This window comes from Stenotrophomonas genospecies 3, assembly GCF_054473855.1.
This window is the reverse complement of the sequence record NZ_JBTMUR010000001.1, coordinates 1-16,164: the sequence shown is the minus strand read 5'-3', so window position 1 is coordinate 16,164 and position 16,164 is coordinate 1. Positions and strand designations below refer to the sequence as shown.

Sequence of the window (16,164 nt, the reverse complement as noted above, 5' to 3'; positions counted from 1 at the left end):
CCTTACCGGCCTCCACACCCCGGCGCCTATGGCGCAGCCCCCGAACTCCGGGGGCGGGTAGTGCCGGCCGCTGGCCGGCAACTCCATGATCTTCATTGAATTCCGCGCAACTGCCGGCCAGCGGCCGGCACGACCGGGCAAGGTGAACCGACCCCCCGCCCGGCGACTATGGGACAATAGGCCGCCCGCACGTCCGCGGCCGCCTCCCGATTCCGACAGAACCATGACGCAGCCTACCCGTCGCCAGTTGGCCAACGCCATCCGCTTCCTTGCCGCCGATGCGGTTGAAACCGCAAAGTCCGGCCACCCCGGCATGCCCATGGGCATGGCCGACATCGCCGAAGTCCTCTGGAACGACTATCTCCGCCATAACCCGAGCAACCCGCACTGGTTCAACCGCGACCGTTTCGTGCTGTCCAACGGCCACGGTTCGATGCTGCAGTACGCGCTGCTGCACCTGAGCGGATACGACCTGCCGATCGAGCAGCTGAAGCTGTTCCGCCAGCTGGGCAGCCACACCGCCGGCCACCCGGAACGCCACGAGACCCCGGGCGTGGAAACCACCACCGGCCCGCTGGGCCAGGGTTTCGCCAATGCCGTGGGCTTCGCCCTGGCCGAGAAGCTGCTGGCACAGCGCTTCAACCGCCCGGAACTGGAAGTGGTCGACCACCGCACCTGGGTGTTCATGGGCGATGGCTGCCTGATGGAAGGCGTGTCGCATGAAGCCGCTTCGCTGGCCGGTACCTGGGGCCTGCACAAGCTGGTCTGCTTCTGGGACAACAACCACATCTCCATCGACGGCAACGTCGAGGGCTGGTTCACCGACAATACCCCGGAGCGTTTCGAGGCCTATGGCTGGAACGTCGTGCGCGATGTCGATGGCCACGACCCGGAAAGCATCAAGGCCGGCATCGAGGCCGCGCTGTCGCAGAGCGACAAGCCGACCCTGATCTGCTGCCGCACCACCATTGGTTTCGGTTCGCCGAACAAGGCGGGCAAGGAATCCAGCCACGGCGCACCGCTGGGCAAGGACGAACTGGAAGCCACCCGCAAGCAGCTGGGCTGGGAATACGGTCCGTTCGAGATTCCGCAGGCGATCTACGACGGCTGGCGCGCCAATGGCGCCGGCACCCTGCGCCAGGCCGAGTGGGAACAGCTGTTCGACAAGTACGCCAGCCAGTACCCGGCTGAAGCGTCCGAGCTGACCCGCCGTTCGCACGGCGAGCTGCCGGCCGACTTCGTTGCCAAGGCCGATGCCTACATCGCCCAGGTAGCCGCTGAAGGCCCGACGATCGCTTCGCGCAAGGCCTCGCAGCTGGCCATCGAAGCCTACGCCCCGCTGCTGCCGGAAATCGTCGGCGGCTCGGCCGACCTGGCGCACTCCAACCTGACCCTGTGGAAGGGCAGCAAGTCGGTTGCCAGCGACGACGCCAACGCCAACTACGTGTACTACGGCGTGCGCGAGTTCGGCATGACCGCCATTGCCAACGGCCTGGCCCTGCACGGCGGCTTCATTCCGTTCGACGCCACCTTCCTGGTGTTCAGCGACTACGCCCGCAACGGCGTGCGCATGAGCGCGCTGATTCCGGCCCACGCCATCCACGTCTACACCCACGACTCGATCGGCCTGGGCGAAGACGGCCCGACCCACCAGCCGGTGGAGCACCTGGCTTCGCTGCGTTACATCCCGAACAACGACGTGTGGCGTCCGTGCGATGCGGTCGAGTCGGCGGTGAGCTGGAAGGCCGCGATCACCCGTCAGGACGGCCCGAGCTGCCTGGTGTTCAGCCGCCAGAACCTGCCGCACCAGCCGCGCGACGCCGAGCAGATCGCCCAGATCGAGCGCGGTGGCTACGTGCTGGCCGATGCCGCCGGTACCCCGGACGTGATCCTGATCGCCACCGGTTCGGAAGTTTCGCTGGCGACCGAAGCCAAGGCCCAGCTGGATGCGGCCGGCCTCAAGACCCGCGTGGTCTCGATGCCGTCCACCGACGTGTTCCTGCGCCAGGATGCGGCCTACCGTGAATCGGTGCTGCCGAACGCCGTGCGCAAGCGCGTGGCGGTGGAAGCCGGTGTCACCGGCTTCTGGCGCCAGTTTGTCGGCCTGGACGGTGCGGTGATTGGTATCGACACCTTCGGTGCCTCGGCCCCGGCCGACCAGCTGTACAAGCACTTCGGCATCACCACTGCCCACGTGGTGGAAGCCGCCAAGGCGCTGTAAGCAGCCTCGCGAAGCAGGAAGGGAAAGGCCGGCGCACGCCGGCCTTTTCTTTGCTCGAGAGAAAAGGGGACGGAGGGGATTAAGTCGTTTTTGCACAAACGACTTGATCCCCTCCGTCCCTTTTTCGTCCGGCATGTTGCGCCCTGCGGCACCAGTGTCGCGTTGGCCTCTTCATCTAGCCTGCATTCCTTGCGAAAAGGAGGGCCTGCCGAGGTACCCCCGGAAGTAGTCATGGACAAGAAGAGCGGCGCAGAAACCCATGGTGGATTTACGGGGTGTAAGGTGATGCCTTACACTGGCGCCGCATGATCGTCAGCTTCAGGCACAAGGGCCTGAAGGCGCTCTATGAGCGGGGCGACATGTCCGGAGTCCGTGCCGATCATGTGGCTCGGTTGCGGCGTTTGCTTCTGCAGCTGGATCAAGCCCGGCTGCCTGGAGACATGGGGCTGCCCGGAAATCGCCTGCACCCACTGCGCGGGAGCTATAGCGGCTACTGGGCTGTAAGTGTCTCGGCGAGTTGGCGATTGGTGTTCCGCTTTCGTGGGCTGGACGTCGAACTGGTCGATTACCTTGATTACCACTAGGAGTCTGCTCGATGCCGTTGCATGATCCACCGCATCCCGGAGAGTCGCTGCGCGAAGACATCCTGCCGGCGATAAGCATGTCGATCAGTGCGCTGGCGCAGCATCTTGGCTATTCGCGCGGACAGCTGTCGACCATCATCAACGGGCACGCTGGCATCTCCGCGGAACTTGCATTCCGCCTTGAGCTTGCAGGTCTGGGCAATGCCCGCATGTGGCTGGCGATGCAGGCGGCATACGACCTGTGGCAGGTCGAGCATCGAGCGCATCCACCGATTGCCCGTCTGTATCTTGAGGATGCAGTGAGGATAGAGCGGTAGATCTACGCCATGCGTGGATGAGAAAAAGGGGACGGAGGGGATTAAGTCGTTTATGCACAAACGACTTAATCCCCTCCGTCCCCTTTTTTCAGGCGGTGCGTGCCAGTGCGAGGCGCAGCAGTCTCGCGTCCAGGCGCTCGCCGAAATCCTTCGGTGCCTGCAGGCCCATGCGCTGCAAGTACACCGCATCGCCGTCGCCAGCCGGTTGCCGCAGCGCTGCCCAGACGGTACGCAGTTTGTCGCCGCGGGTCTGCGTGTTGGCCTTCAGCCAGCCCAGCGCTTTCACCAGCACCTGCTCGATCTCGTTGAAGTCGCTGCCCAACGGATAGTCGGGCAGGCTGCCATCGACGCGGAACGGTGCCAGTGCCGCGGACAGTGCCTGCGGCGTGTTGCGCTGCTGGCGCTCCGGATCCGGTTGTGCGGCGGCCAGCAGCTTGCGCGAAGTGTGTGCCTGCTGCAGCAGGCCGCCCTGGAACGGGGCCTCGGTGATTGCGGTCATCGCATGCACGCAGTCCTCGTCGGTCAGGCCGCGCAGGTCGGCGATGCCGTATTCGTTGAGGTAGATGTCGCGTAGATGGCGCGGGATGGTGGTGTGCCCGTAGTTCCAGCGCACGTTGGATTCCCGCTGGCCCTTGTCATCGCGCGCGGCGCGGAACATCAGCACGCTGCGCGCTTCCGGCAGCGCATGTGCCATCGCCACGAAGTTGTACTGACCACCCACGCCGGACACCACACGTCCATCATCCAGCGCATCCGACACCGCCGCGCCCAGCGCGGTGGCCATCATGCAGGAGTTGAAGAAGCGCGCGTGGCGGCGTTGCAGGCGTTCCAGTGTCTCGTTGCCACCGTACAGCTGGTTGATCTCGCTGATGCGGCGCATGCCGATCGCACGGCATTCGTCTTCCGGCAGCGTGCGCAACCACTCGTAGAACTCCGGCGAGCCCAGGTAGAAGGCGCCATGAAGGTACTCGCCTTCGGCAGCCAGGGTGGCGTGGTCGATGGACAGGGTGCTGCCGTTCTCGATGCGCTGCATCAGCGCCAGATCGTCGTGCACCTTGCGCTTGATCACGCCGGTCTGTACCAGCCGGCGGAAGCCCTCGTTGAGCATCTCGCTGCAGCCGTACAGGCCCACTTCGAACGGGTCCACGCCGCCGATTTCCTGCACCAGCGGGTGGCTGGCCAGCTGCGGATCCAGCGCATGCAGCACGCGCCGGTAGCGCGCGTTGTCGGTGTGGCGCAGCACCAGCGCATGGCTGAGCGCGTCGGCCAGCGTGCCGATGCCGATCTGCAGGGTGCCGCCGTCGCGCACCAGCGTGCTGGCATACAGGCCGATCGCGTAGTCGGCATCGCCGACCGGCTGCCGCGGCAGGCCGAACAACGCCGGGTACGGTGGTGGCGGGGTGATCACCAGATCGAAGAACGACACATCGACCGTGGCCGAGCCACCCAGGTAGGGTAGCTGCGGATCGATCTCGGCGATCAGCAGCGGGCGAGGCAGCCCGCGAGCGGTCATCGCATCCAGCGTGTCCTGGGTGATGTCGTTGTTGCACGACAGCGAGAGCCGGCGGTCGTTCGGCCGCATCGCCACCTTCTGCACGATCATCTGCGGCGCGCGCTGCGCCACCGCATCGGCGGCGTGGGTGTAGTTCAGGCTGGTATAGCTGGACTGCGCCTGCCGCGAGCCGAGCAGGGCGCCGGACTGCATGTAGAACTCTTCCACCTGCACATGTGCCGGCAACGCGTCGCGCGCGATCGCATCGGCATAGGCCAGGCGCGGGAAATCGTCGCCGAAATGGCGCTGCGCGAACGGCGCCATGAAGCGCGCTTCCAGGCCTTTGCCGCGCGCCTTCGGCGGGTTCAGCGACAGCGCGGTATACAGCTGCAGTGGCCGCGACGGATCGTGCTCGACGCGTGCGTAAAGGGCATTGAGCAGCCGATGCGGCTTGCCCAGTGCCAGCGGTGCCCCGATCCGCAGCGGCCCGTCCACGCGCGCAAACAACCAGTCGACGGCGGCGTCCAGGTCGGTGAGGTGTTCGGTCATGCGCGGCGGTCCTGCGTGTGGGGGAGTGCGGGCATTACAGCATGTCGGGCTTGAACCGCCGTCGACGGGAGACTTCGGCGCCAGACACCATGAACTGCCCATCGCCCCGGTAATGCATCGTGCGCGGTAGTTTCGGCCGGGGCGCAACATGGGCGCGTACGATTTCCCAGATGAACAGGTTGTTCGACGCCACCTGGCTGTCGTCGTACAAGCGGCATTCGAAGCACGAATGGCATTGGCCGACCAGCGGCGCGCCGACCTCGCGCGCGGGCAGCGCATCAAGCTCGAAACGGGCGAACTTGTCGACCTCGCGGCCGCTGCAGTTGCCGATGTCCACCACGGTATCGAGCAGTTCCACCCCCGGCACATTGATCACGCACTCGCCGCTGCCACGCGCCAGCGCATGGCTGTGGTTTGCGTCCCACAGGAAGGTGGCGACCAGCGAAGGCGAGAAGCCCATCACCATGTGCCAGCCCATCGTCATCAGGTTGCGCTGGCCGCGCCAGGCGGTGCTGACCAGCACGACCGGCCCGGGTTCGAGGAAGCGGCGGGCCTGCTCGACCGGGAATTCCTTCTTGGGCAGCGCTTTCATCCGGGGCCTGGGGCGGGAGGAATCGATGCTGGCGCAGCCGGGATGAACCTGGAGTCGAGGGGCTTGACAGACGATTCGATTACGCGCGTAATCGGGTCGTCGATTACGGATGTAAACCATGACCCCGATCAGCGAAGCCGAAGCCGTTGTGATGGAGGTGCTATGGCAGCAGGCACCGCGTAGCGCCGATGACGTGGTCGCCGCACTGGCCCACCGTGACTGGGCCGAGCCGACCATCAAGACCCTGCTCAACCGCCTGCTGACCAAGGGCGCGATTACTGCCGAGCGCGATGGCCGGCGCTACCTGTACCGGCCGCTGCTGCAGCGGCAGGCCTGGGTGGAGGCGCAGAGCCAGGACTTCATTGGTCGTGTCTTCGAAGGGCGCGTTGCGCCGCTGGTCGCGCACTTCAGCGAACGCGGCCAGTTGAGTGCGCAGGACATCGCCGAACTGAAGAAACTGATCCAGGAGCTGGACCATGACTGAGCTGCTCGATGGGCTGTGGCAGGCCAGCCTGTGGCTGGCGGTGGGCGTGGTCGTGCTGGCGGTGCTGCGACCCTTGCTGGTGCGACTGGGGGGCGTGGCGTTGGCCTACCGCAGCTGGTGGCTGCTGCCGTTGCTGCTGCTGGCACTGATGCTGCCGTTGCCGCAGGTGGCACTTCTGGAGCATGTGCCGACGCTGCCGCTGAAAGTGGTACCCGGCGCCGTCGAAGGCATGGCAGGGCAGTCGTTGCCGTGGGCCGGGCTGTTGCTGCTGGCATGGATGATGGGGGCGGTCCTTTGTCTGCTACGCGATCTACGTGCGCAGCGGCGCTTTGAACGTGGCATGGGCCAACTGTGTGCACGCGCAGATGGCAGCTGGCAGGCCAGCGCTGATCCCGGGCTGCCCGCGCTGGTCGGCCTGTGGCGTCCGCGCATCGTGGTAGGCCCGGACTTCGACCAGCAGTTCACCGCACAGGAGCAGGGACTGATCCTGCAGCACGAGCGCAGCCACCGTCGCAATGGCGATCACTGGGCCAATGGGGCGCTGCTGATGGCACGCGCGGTGTTCTGGTTCCATCCGCTTCTGCCGTGGGCCGCCCGCCGATTCCTGCGTGACCAGGAGCTGGCCTGCGATGCCCGCACCATTGCCCCGCAGCCTGCGCTGCGCGGTCTCTACGCCAGCACGCTGCTGAAGGCGCAGCTGGTCCATCCGGTTGCGCCAGCGGTCTGCCATTGGCGCAGCCAACCCGTGTTGAAGGAGCGTATCGCCATGTTGAAGCAGTCCAAGCGGAAGGCATTGCCGTGGGTGTCGGGGCAGGTGCTGGTGGTCGGGTTGTGTCTGGGAATGGGCGCGGTGGCGTGGGCCAGCCAGGGTGGCGCGACGGGCGTGCCGTCGATCAGCGTCGAGCCGTTCGAACATGCTGAAGAAGATGCGGCCAAGGCGGGGCTGGACCGTCCGATCCAGGTCGACAAGATGCCGCCACCGTCCTATCCGAAGTCCGCCATCGAACAGCGCCAGGTGGGCGTGGTGAACCTGCGCGTGGACGTGGATGCCAACGGCCATCCGACTGACGTCCAGGTGCTCAGTGCAACCAATCCGGGTGTGTTCGATGCGGTGTCGATCGCCGCTGCGCGGAGCTGGACCTATCGTCCGGCGATAAAGAACGGAAAGCCCGTTGCAGGGGCTGTGAAGATTCCGATCACCTATGCCATGGACAACACCGAGGACTCCCAGTGAAGACCGCGCCGCTGTTGATGATGGCGGCGCTGTTGGCAGGATGCGCGACCCAGGATCGCCTGACCACCGTTGATACCCGCAGCGAGAATGTCGGCCATCAGCGCCTGCAGCCGCAGGCGGGCGGTGGCAGTGGGCAGTTGCAGGTGTATTCGCTGGGTGCGACCGAGGGTTACCGGATGCCACAGCTCTACGCGGCACCGGACCCGGAGGTCGGCGATCGTGATCCGCGCGCGGAACTGGCGCCGACTACGATCTGCCTGCAGGTGGTGGTGGATGCGCAGGGCAGCGTCGAACGCAGCATGCCGCTGACCGATCGCCAGGACTGTGCCGCAGGGGCTGCACGCGAGAATGCGCCCCTGCTGCAGGCTGCGCAGGACGCCGTGGCGATGTGGAAATACTCGTCCGCAGCGGTCTGCCACTTCGCGGCTGGCAAGGTGCCTGCCGACCGTGGCGACTGTCGCGGCGCCGAGCGCGTCGAGCCGGTGGCGGTCACCCTGCAGTATGCCTTCACCTTCGAGATCGTGAAGGGACAGCACGTGGTGCGTACGCAGGGAAAATGACCGCTTGCGATGACCGGGGTAGCGCCGGGCCATGCCCGGCGAGCGCAGCGGTGTGTGTCAGGCACCGCCCTGGATGTTGGCCTTCACCGCGGGCTGCATCAGCTTGGGTTCTTCCAGCGTCGCATCGCGTGCCTGGCGCACGCTGACGAACTCCGCCTCGGCCACGCCGTCATGCACGTGGATGTTGTGTGCGCGCTGCTCGCCGATGGTGGTCTCGTTGGCGAATGCGCGGCCGCCGGGGCCGTAGTCGTGGCAGACGAACACGCGCGTCGCATCGGGCAGCGCCAGCAGGCGCTGGATTGAACGGTACAACTGCGCGGCGTCGCCACCTGGGAAATCGCAGCGGGCGGTACCGCCGTCGGGCATGAACAGCGAGTCGCCGGTGAACAGCGCATCGCCGATCAGGTAGGCGATGCTGTCGCTGGTATGGCCGGGCACGGCGATCACCTGACAGCGCAGTTCGCCCAGAGCAAAGGTTTCGCTATCGCTGAACAGGTGATCGAAGATGTCATCGGCCGCAGGAAGCTGCAGGCCGTAGCGCGGTGCGAAGGTGGCCTGCACCGCGCGGATGCCTTCGCCGATGGCCAGCGTGGCCTGCGGGAAGCGCTCCTTCAGGCGGCGCCCAGCCGACACATGGTCGGCGTGGGCATGGGTTTCCAGCAGCCAGCGCAGCTGCAGGCCCTGTTGTTCGATGGCCTGCAACGCGGCATGCAGCGGCGCTTCACTGCTGGCGTCGGTATCCGGGTCGTAGTCCAGGACCGGGTCGATCAGCGCTGCCTCGCCGCTGGCCGGGTCGCTGACCAGATAGCTGAAGGTGTTGCTGTCACGGTGGAAGAACGACTGCACCTGGACCGGCATCGGAACTCTCCTCAGCGCGTGCCGAGCACGCGGTTCAGCAACTGCGCCAGGTTTTCACCGGCCAGTCGCAGCTGCGCTTCGGCCAGCGGCCGGTAGCGCTCGGTGTATTCGTCACCGATTTTACGCGAGGCCGGATAAACGCCAGCTTGCATGGAGATGCGGCAGCTGGCTTCGGCCCACGTCTGCGGGTCGCGCTGCGGGTTGGACTGGCGCGCCAGCTTCGGCGCGCGCTGGCTCTGCAGCAGCGGGAGATAGCCGGCGTCGTCCAGCTTGCGGGTGTTGAGCATGCCGCTGTCCCACAGCGAGTGCAGGTTGGTACCGCGGTTGCCGAACTGCAGCTGGAAGTCGTTGCCGCCCTTGTCGTGGGCGTAACCGGCGTGCATCGGCTGGTGGATGTCGCCGACCAGGTGCACGACGAACTTCAGCGCCTGCAGGCGCTCGCCGTCGGTCAGGCTGCGGTCGCCAAGGATGGCGCTCTGTGCCTTCAGGGCCTCGACGATGCAGTTGCCGTTCTTGCAGTGCTTCGGTGCTTCGTAGTGGCAGTTGTCTTCGGCGATGTTGACGTAGTGCCAGCCGGCCGAGCGACGGCCCAGGCCCGGGTCTTTGGCGCGCAGCTGGTCGGCCCACGGCGCGATGCTGGCCAGGGTGGCATCCGGTTCGGTAGCCAGCAGGCGGTCCACTTCGGCGCGGGCGGTGGGGTTGAGGCGGGCGTCGGCGACTTCGGCGACAAGGCGGTGGCCTTGCGCGCCCCAGGCATGGGCGGGGGCGGAGACGGAGAGCAGGGCCGGCGCCAGGGCGGCGGCGAGGAACAGGGAGTGCAGGGCTTTCATGCGCACATTCTAGCGGGGGCAGGTGGATTGAAGAGCGGCGCGTTCCTGTTCCGAAGGGGGAGCGCAGCGGGAGGGGCTCCGTTCCCCGCCTCGCCCCCGCTCCGAAACCGCTTCAGTCCCAGGAACAAAAAAGCCCCGGCAATCACCGGGGCAACATGCTGCGAGGGTTTTGCGTGTAGCGGGGGAGCGGGGGCGAAGCCCCCGCGCTCAACACACCGCTTAGAACTTGAAGACGTACGAAGCGCCGTAGACCAGCGGATCGATGTTGACCGTGCCGATCTTCTCGCCGTTCAACTTCACCTTGCTGTCGATGTCGATCCAGCGCATGTCCACGCGCAGTGCGCCCTTCTCGCCGATCGCGAAGTCCACGCCCGCATGCGCGGCCATGCCCCACGAATCCTGCAGCTTCAGGCGGCTGTCCTTCAGCGCACCGGTGGTGTCTTCGCTGAAGAAGGTCGTGTAGTTCACGCCCGCACCGATGAACGGCGACACCTTGCCCTTGCTGTTGAAGTGGTACTGCACGGTCACCACCGGCGGCAGCTGCTTGGTGCTGCCCACGCGGCCCAGGCCGTTGATGTTGATGTCGTGCTTGAACGGCAGCGCGGCCAGCACTTCGATGCCCAGGTTGTCGGCGATGAAGTACTCACCGGTGATGGTCGGCTTGACGTCGTTGTCGACGTCGACCTTCAGGGTGTGGTTGGCCAGCCAGCCGTTGTTCGACTTCGGGGCCACCTGGTGCACGCCGGCGGAGAGGGTCCAGTCGCCCTTGGACTGGGCCATGGCCGGGGCGGCGGCGAGGGACAGGGCGGCGGCCAAGCTGGCCACGATCAGGGGGGAGGTCTTGCGCATGGGGGTGATCTCGTTGCTGGGTGGATGCAGCCAGTCTCGGCCTCACATCGCGCTAACGCTTTGATCCGGATCAAATCCTGTCCGCCGGCCTGCTGCCTGCCGGGGCTGGCCGGCGGTGGCCAGCCCCGGTTTGCTAGACTTGTGGGCCCTATCCATCCCGCCGCACCCGTCGCGGCCGCAGGAGCTTGAGAACATGGCAATCAAGGTTGGTATCAACGGTTTCGGTCGCATCGGGCGTAACGTCCTGCGCTCGGCGGTGCTGAACTTCGGCGACGACATCGAAATCGTGGCCATCAACGATCTGCTGGAGCCGGACTATCTGGCGTACATGCTCAAGTACGACTCCGTGCACGGCCGTTTCAAGGCTGACGTGGCGGTGCAGGGCAACGACCTGCTGGTCAACGGCAAGAAGATCCGCCTGACCCAGGAACGCGACCCGGCCAACCTGAAGTGGAACGAAGTGGACGTGGACGTGGTGATCGAATCCACCGGCCTGTTCCTGACCAAGGAAACCGCGCAGAAGCACATCGATGCCGGCGCCAAGAAGGTCATCATGTCGGCCCCGTCGAAGGACGACACGCCGATGTTCGTCTACGGCGTGAACGACAAGACCTACGCCGGCCAGGCGATCGTCTCAAACGCGTCGTGCACCACCAACTGCCTGGCCCCGCTGGCCAAGGTCATCAATGACAAGTGGGGCATCAAGCGTGGCCTGATGACCACCGTGCATGCGGCTACCGCTACCCAGAAGACCGTCGATGGCCCGTCCAACAAGGACTGGCGTGGTGGCCGCGGCATCCTGGAGAACATCATTCCGTCGTCCACCGGTGCGGCCAAGGCCGTCGGCGTGGTCATCCCGGAACTGAACAAGAAGCTGACCGGCATGAGCTTCCGTGTCCCGACCTCGGACGTGTCGGTGGTCGACCTGACCGTCGAGCTGGAAAAGGAAGCCACCTACGCCGAGATCTGCGCCGAAGTGAAGGCACAGAGCGAAGGCCCGCTGAAGGGCATCCTGGGCTACACCGAAGACAAGGTCGTGGCCACCGATTTCCGCGGCGAGACCTGCACCTCGGTGTTCGACGCCGAAGCCGGCATCGCCCTGGACGGCACCTTCGTCAAGCTGGTCACCTGGTACGACAACGAGTGGGGCTACTCGAACAAGTGCCTGGAAATGGCCAAGGTCGTCGCCGCCAAGTAAGGCCGGCCAAGATCGCGCACGGACCCCGGCCTGGCCGGGGTTCGTCGTTTATGGGGCCAGCCCTGTCGTAGCATGGGGCGGTCGACCGCTGCCGCTGGGGCGCGGGATTGCAATGGAAGCATGCAATGGAAGCATTGATAGCCCTGGTGGTACTGGTTCTGCTGGCCATCCCGCTGCTGCTGGTGGTGGCGCTGGTGATGATTGCCGGCCTGCGCCGCCGAGTGGCCGCGCTGGAAGGTGCCTTGGCCACCGCGCCGGCCGCCCGCCCGGCTGCAGCCGAGCCTGCGCCGGAACGGGCTGCGCCCATGCCTGCGGCTGGCGCCGATCCGCCGTTCCTGCGGCCGGTGGCGGCTGCCGCGCCGCCTCCCCCCCAGCCAACGCCGCCGCCGGTGCACGAACCGGTGCCTGCGGCAGCGGAGGCGCCGCGCCCGGTCACGCCACCGCCGGTGCCACCCGTGCCAGTGCAGCCGCCGTTGCCTTCCGAACCGACGCTGCCGAATTTCATCGAGCGCGGCATCGGAGCGGTCAAGCGCTGGTTCACCGAGGGCAACGTGCCGGTCAAGATCGGCATGCTGGTGCTGCTGGCCGGTGTTGCCGCGCTGTTGAAGTACGTCAGTGACCAGGGCTGGCTGGTGCTGCCGATCGAGCTGCGCCTGGCCGGTGTCACCGTGGGTGCGCTGGGCCTGCTGGCGTTCGGTTGGCATCAGCGCGAGCGCCGGCGCTTGTTCGCACTGGCGCTGCAGGGCGGTGCCATCGGCGTGCTGCTGCTGACCATCTTCGCCGCGTTCAAGCGGTTCGAGCTGCTCAACCCCGGGTTTGCCTTCGCCAGTTCGATCGCGCTGGTGGCCGGGCTGTGCGTGCTGGCGGTGGTGCAGAACTCGCGCACGCTGGCGGTGCTGGGCATCCTCGCAGGCTTCATGGCACCGCTGTGGCTGTCCACCGGCAGCGGCAACCACGTGGGGTTGTTCAGCTACTACGCGGTGCTCAACGCCGGCATCTTCGCCATTGCCTGGTTCCGGCCGTGGCGCGCGCTGAACCTGCTGGGCTTCGCCTTCACCTTCGGCATCGGTACGTTCTGGGGCGTGCTGCAGTACGCGCCGGACAAGTTCAGCAGCACCGAGCCGTTCCTGCTGCTGTTCTTCGCCTTCTACCTGCTGATCCCGCTGCTGTACGCACGCCGGCAGCCCGCCGGGCGGCGTGACCTGGTCGACGGCAGCCTGGTGTTCGGTACGCCCTTGGTCGCCTTCTCGCTGCAGGCCGGCATGCTGCACGAGCAGCCGATGACGCTGGCGCTGTGCGCACTGGGCCTGGCGGCGATCTACGCCGTACTGGCGCGGGCACTGATTGCGCGCGCGTCGTACACCGTGCTGGCGCAGTCGCATGCGGTGCTGGCGGTGGGCTTCGCCACGCTGGCGGTGCCGCTGGCCTTGTCGGCGCGTGCCACCGGCGCGGTGTTCGCGCTGGAAGGTGCAGGCCTGGCCTGGCTGGGCCTGCGCCAGAAGCGCTGGCTGCCGCAGGTGTCCGGTGCGTTGTTGCAGATGGGCGCGGCGTTCGCTTTCGTGGCCGGTGGCGATCACTGGCATGAGGACCTGCGCTTCCTGCTCAACCCGACCGCGATCGGTGCATTGCTGCTGGCCGTTGCCGGCTTCGCGTCGGCCTGGAGCTACCAGCGCAGGCAGCGCCACGAGATTGCCTTGGTCTACTACCTGTGGGGCCTGCTGTGGTGGCTGGGTGGCCTGGTGCACGAGATCACCCGGTTCTTCCCGTACCGCATCGAAGTGGATGCACTGCTGGTGCTGGCTGCCGTTACCGCATGGCTGGCCGCCGAAGTACAGCGGCGCCAGCCGGCGCGTGCGCTGGGGGTGACCGCACTCGCGATGCTGGCGCTGGGCTTCCCACTGGCGCTGATACAGAGCGACGCGCACCATCAGCCGTTCGCCGGCTACGGCGCGCTGGCCTGGGCGGTGTTCGCGGTGCTGGGCGTGCGCACGCTGCTGTGCCTGCGCCAAGGCGGCAATACCGTGGCACGCATCGCGCAGTTCCTGTGGTGGCTGCTGTGGCCGTCGCTGCTTTCGCTGCTGGCCCTGTGGGGCGGTGGTGAAGCCGGGCTGGCACAGGGCTGGACCACGTTGCTGGTGACGCTGCCGTGGCTGCTGATGGCGGCGCTGTCGCTGTGGCGCTGGAATGCGCTGCGCTGGCCGCTGGGTGCAGCGTTCGACCGCGTGCGCCAGCCGCTGCAGTGCGTGCTGTTCGGCCTGTTGTCGATCGGCTGGCTGTCCGGCCAGCTGCTGCCGGGCGATGCTGCGCCGCTGCTGTGGCTGCCGGTGCTGAATCCGGCGGAGATCGGGCAGTGGCTGAGCCTGCTGCTGCTGGCGCGTTGGCTGTACAGCGATCAGGCGCCGCAGGCGCTGCTGGGTATCCGCATGCCGCTGCTGTCACTGGCAACCTTCGTCGCGTTGACCAGCGTTGTGCTGCATGGCGTGCATCAGTGGGGCGGCCTGTCCTGGAACGCGTCGATGATGCGCTTCAGCCTGGCGCAGACCAGCCTGACCGTGCTGTGGAGCGTGCTCGGCGTGATTGCCTGGGTGTGGGGCTCGCGCCGTGGCCAGCGCGTGTTGTGGATGGTGGGTGCGGTGCTGATGGGCGTGGTGCTGGCCAAGCTGGTCATCGTCGATCGCCAGCACCTGGGCAACCTGCTGGGCATCGCATCGTTCATCGCCTACGGCCTGCTGTGCACGGTCGTGGGTTATCTGGCACCGGCACCGCCGAGCGCGGCGCCGACCGTGGAGGAAAAACAATGAAGACGTGGAGCAGGGCGCTGCTGCCGGCGATGTTCGGCATGCTGGCCGCCGTCACCGCACAGGCCGCCGATTACCGTACCCAGTACGCCGAGCAGTGGCCGCTGACGTTGTCCAGCGCACAATCGGGTGCCTACCGTGTTGTGCTGGAACCGGCGATCTACCGTCGCGCCGGTAGTGCGGACCTGGGTGATGTGCAGGTGTTCAATGCCGCCGGCCAATCGTTGCCGTCGGCCTTGCTGGCGCCGGACCAGCCGCTGGCACAGCCGCCGGTGCAGCGTGAGCTGCCGTGGTTCGCGTTGCCGCCGCTGGCCGAAGCGCAGCGCAACGACCTGCAGTTGCTGACCGAGCGCGATACCGATGGCCGCGTACGCCGGGTCGAGGCGCGTGTGGGTGGTGGCGCGGTAGCGAACGGGCAGGGCGGTTGGCTGATCGATGCCAGCGTGCTCGGCCAGCAACCATTGGCGGCACTGGTGCTGGATTGGGCGGACAGTGGCCAGCCGTTGCAGGCACAGGTGCAGCTGGACGTCAGCGACGACCTGCAGCACTGGCGTGCGATTGGCCGCGACATTCCGCTGGTGGATCTGCAGCGCGCCGGCAAGCGCCTGCTGCAGCGCCGTCTGCAGGTGGATGGTGAAGCGCGCTATCTGCGTGTGCTGGCGCAGGGCGATGCCCGTCTGCCAACGTTGCGCAGCGTACTGGCCGAGCTGCCGCCGGCACCGGCCACACTGCCGTGGGAGTGGCTGTCGCTGGAACCGACCTCGAAGCGCAAGGGCGAATACACCTTCGAGATGGATGGCCGCTTCCCGGCGGCGCGTGCTGACGTGGCCAGCACCGACAACAGCCTGGTGCAGTGGACATTGTTCAGCCGCGATGACGAGAGCGCGGAATGGCAGCGCCGTAGTGCACCGTGGATTGCCTATCAGCTGCAGCAGGGCGCGCAGGGCCAGCGTCAGCAATCGGCTGCGCAGCCGCTGGGCGGCGTGCATCGGGATCGTTATTGGAAGCTGGTAGCGAATCCGGCTGAAACGGCGACGGCTCCAACCCTGCGTCTGGGTTATCAGCCGGAAGTGCTGGTGTTCCTGAGCCAGGGCGCGGCGCCGTATGCGCTGGCGGTGGGCAGCTCGACTGCGCGCCGGATGGAGGCGCCGATCGGTGTGCTGATCGAGGAGCTGCGGCAGCGCAATGATCCGTCGTGGCAGCCGACGCTGGCGCGCCTGGAAGGCAGCCCGGAACCGCTGGCCGGTGAGTCGGCACTGAAGCCGCAGCACGACTGGAAGTCGTGGCTGCTGTGGGCGTTGCTGGGGCTGGGTGTGTTGGTTGTTGGCGGCCTGGCGGTCAGTCTGCTTCGGCAGAAGCCTGCGCCTTCGGCGTAGGTTCCGGCGAACGGCGCAGCCCCTCGTGGGTGGGGTTGGTCGTGCAAAGCAAAAGCAAAAGCCGCGCTTGGCCGGGCGGGGTAGGTTCGCGGGGGACGCCGCAAGTACGTCCTTGTAGGCTTGGCAGCCGCATCCATGCGGCTGACTGATCTGGCCCCCTGAAAACGGACGCCATGAAGCCGTTTCAGGCGGCAGCCCGGAGCTGCCGGGCGTAGTTGTTAG

Annotated in this window: 14 protein-coding genes; 9 read left to right on the top strand and 5 right to left on the bottom strand. The window is 66.7% G+C overall.

Going from position 1 to position 16,164, the window contains the following annotated elements; all coding sequences use genetic code 11:
- The first annotated feature begins 223 nt into the window (after positions 1 to 223).
- The 3 genes from tkt (at position 224) to ACX9OT_RS00060 (ending at position 3,122) form a co-directional block, all read left to right on the top strand.
- On the top strand, positions 224 to 2,221 hold the full coding sequence (tkt, locus tag ACX9OT_RS00070) for a transketolase (protein ID WP_049461813.1): 1,998 nt from the start codon (positions 224 to 226) through the stop codon (positions 2,219 to 2,221).
- A gap of 305 nt (positions 2,222 to 2,526) precedes the next feature.
- Positions 2,527 to 2,805, top strand: coding sequence for a type II toxin-antitoxin system RelE/ParE family toxin (locus ACX9OT_RS00065; RefSeq protein WP_049422655.1), 279 nt, complete (start codon positions 2,527 to 2,529; stop codon positions 2,803 to 2,805).
- A gap of 11 nt (positions 2,806 to 2,816) precedes the next feature.
- Positions 2,817 to 3,122 carry a HigA family addiction module antitoxin gene (locus ACX9OT_RS00060; RefSeq protein WP_014038309.1) on the top strand — a complete coding sequence of 102 codons (306 nt, stop codon included), beginning with the start codon at positions 2,817 to 2,819 and terminating at the stop codon, positions 3,120 to 3,122.
- Between the two features lie 88 nt (positions 3,123 to 3,210).
- Here ACX9OT_RS00060 and ACX9OT_RS00055 read toward each other — a convergent pair whose 3' ends face one another.
- The gene (locus ACX9OT_RS00055) at positions 3,211 to 5,163 is read right to left on the bottom strand and encodes an acetyl-CoA hydrolase/transferase C-terminal domain-containing protein (RefSeq protein ID WP_049461814.1); all 1,953 of its coding nucleotides are present in this window, start codon (positions 5,161 to 5,163) and stop codon (positions 3,211 to 3,213) included.
- Between the two features lie 34 nt (positions 5,164 to 5,197).
- Positions 5,198 to 5,755 carry a flavin reductase family protein gene (locus ACX9OT_RS00050; RefSeq protein WP_049461815.1) on the bottom strand — a complete coding sequence of 186 codons (558 nt, stop codon included), beginning with the start codon at positions 5,753 to 5,755 and terminating at the stop codon, positions 5,198 to 5,200.
- 118 nt (positions 5,756 to 5,873) lie between these two features.
- Between ACX9OT_RS00050 and ACX9OT_RS00045 the strand changes: the two genes are divergently transcribed.
- From ACX9OT_RS00045 to ACX9OT_RS00035, 3 genes are read left to right on the top strand one after another with little or no spacing between them, the layout of a single operon-like run.
- Positions 5,874 to 6,239 carry a BlaI/MecI/CopY family transcriptional regulator gene (locus tag ACX9OT_RS00045; RefSeq protein WP_014648244.1) on the top strand — a complete coding sequence of 122 codons (366 nt, stop codon included), beginning with the start codon at positions 5,874 to 5,876 and terminating at the stop codon, positions 6,237 to 6,239.
- Complete coding sequence (locus ACX9OT_RS00040; RefSeq protein ID WP_049461816.1) at positions 6,232 to 7,473, top strand: M56 family metallopeptidase; 1,242 nt, start codon at positions 6,232 to 6,234, stop codon at positions 7,471 to 7,473. The genes ACX9OT_RS00045 and ACX9OT_RS00040 overlap by 8 nt, the downstream gene beginning before the upstream one ends.
- A complete protein-coding gene (locus tag ACX9OT_RS00035) occupies positions 7,470 to 8,033 on the top strand; it encodes a hypothetical protein (RefSeq protein ID WP_049461817.1) in 564 nt (187 codons plus the stop codon). The genes ACX9OT_RS00040 and ACX9OT_RS00035 overlap by 4 nt, the downstream gene beginning before the upstream one ends.
- Before the next feature lie 57 nt (positions 8,034 to 8,090).
- On the opposite strand, the gene ACX9OT_RS00030 is transcribed toward ACX9OT_RS00035, so the two are convergent.
- From ACX9OT_RS00030 to ACX9OT_RS00020, 3 genes are all read right to left on the bottom strand, one after another.
- A complete protein-coding gene (locus ACX9OT_RS00030) occupies positions 8,091 to 8,891 on the bottom strand; it encodes an MBL fold metallo-hydrolase (protein WP_049461818.1) in 801 nt (266 codons plus the stop codon).
- Between the two features lie 11 nt (positions 8,892 to 8,902).
- On the bottom strand, positions 8,903 to 9,721 hold the full coding sequence (locus tag ACX9OT_RS00025; RefSeq protein WP_049461819.1) for a S1/P1 nuclease: 819 nt from the start codon (positions 9,719 to 9,721) through the stop codon (positions 8,903 to 8,905).
- Positions 9,722 to 9,940: 219 nt separating this feature from the next.
- Positions 9,941 to 10,570, bottom strand: coding sequence for an OmpW/AlkL family protein (locus tag ACX9OT_RS00020; RefSeq protein WP_049461820.1), 630 nt, complete (start codon positions 10,568 to 10,570; stop codon positions 9,941 to 9,943).
- Between the two features lie 193 nt (positions 10,571 to 10,763).
- Between ACX9OT_RS00020 and gap the strand changes: the two genes are divergently transcribed.
- From gap to ACX9OT_RS00005, 3 genes are all read left to right on the top strand, one after another.
- Positions 10,764 to 11,768 carry a type I glyceraldehyde-3-phosphate dehydrogenase gene (gap, locus tag ACX9OT_RS00015; protein WP_032127866.1) on the top strand — a complete coding sequence of 335 codons (1,005 nt, stop codon included), beginning with the start codon at positions 10,764 to 10,766 and terminating at the stop codon, positions 11,766 to 11,768.
- A gap of 125 nt (positions 11,769 to 11,893) precedes the next feature.
- Complete coding sequence (locus ACX9OT_RS00010; protein ID WP_049461821.1) at positions 11,894 to 14,569, top strand: DUF2339 domain-containing protein; 2,676 nt, start codon at positions 11,894 to 11,896, stop codon at positions 14,567 to 14,569.
- Complete coding sequence (locus tag ACX9OT_RS00005; protein ID WP_049422663.1) at positions 14,566 to 15,942, top strand: DUF3999 domain-containing protein; 1,377 nt, start codon at positions 14,566 to 14,568, stop codon at positions 15,940 to 15,942. Before ACX9OT_RS00010 ends, ACX9OT_RS00005 begins: the two co-directional genes overlap by 4 nt.
- The last annotated feature ends 222 nt before the right edge of the window (positions 15,943 to 16,164 follow it).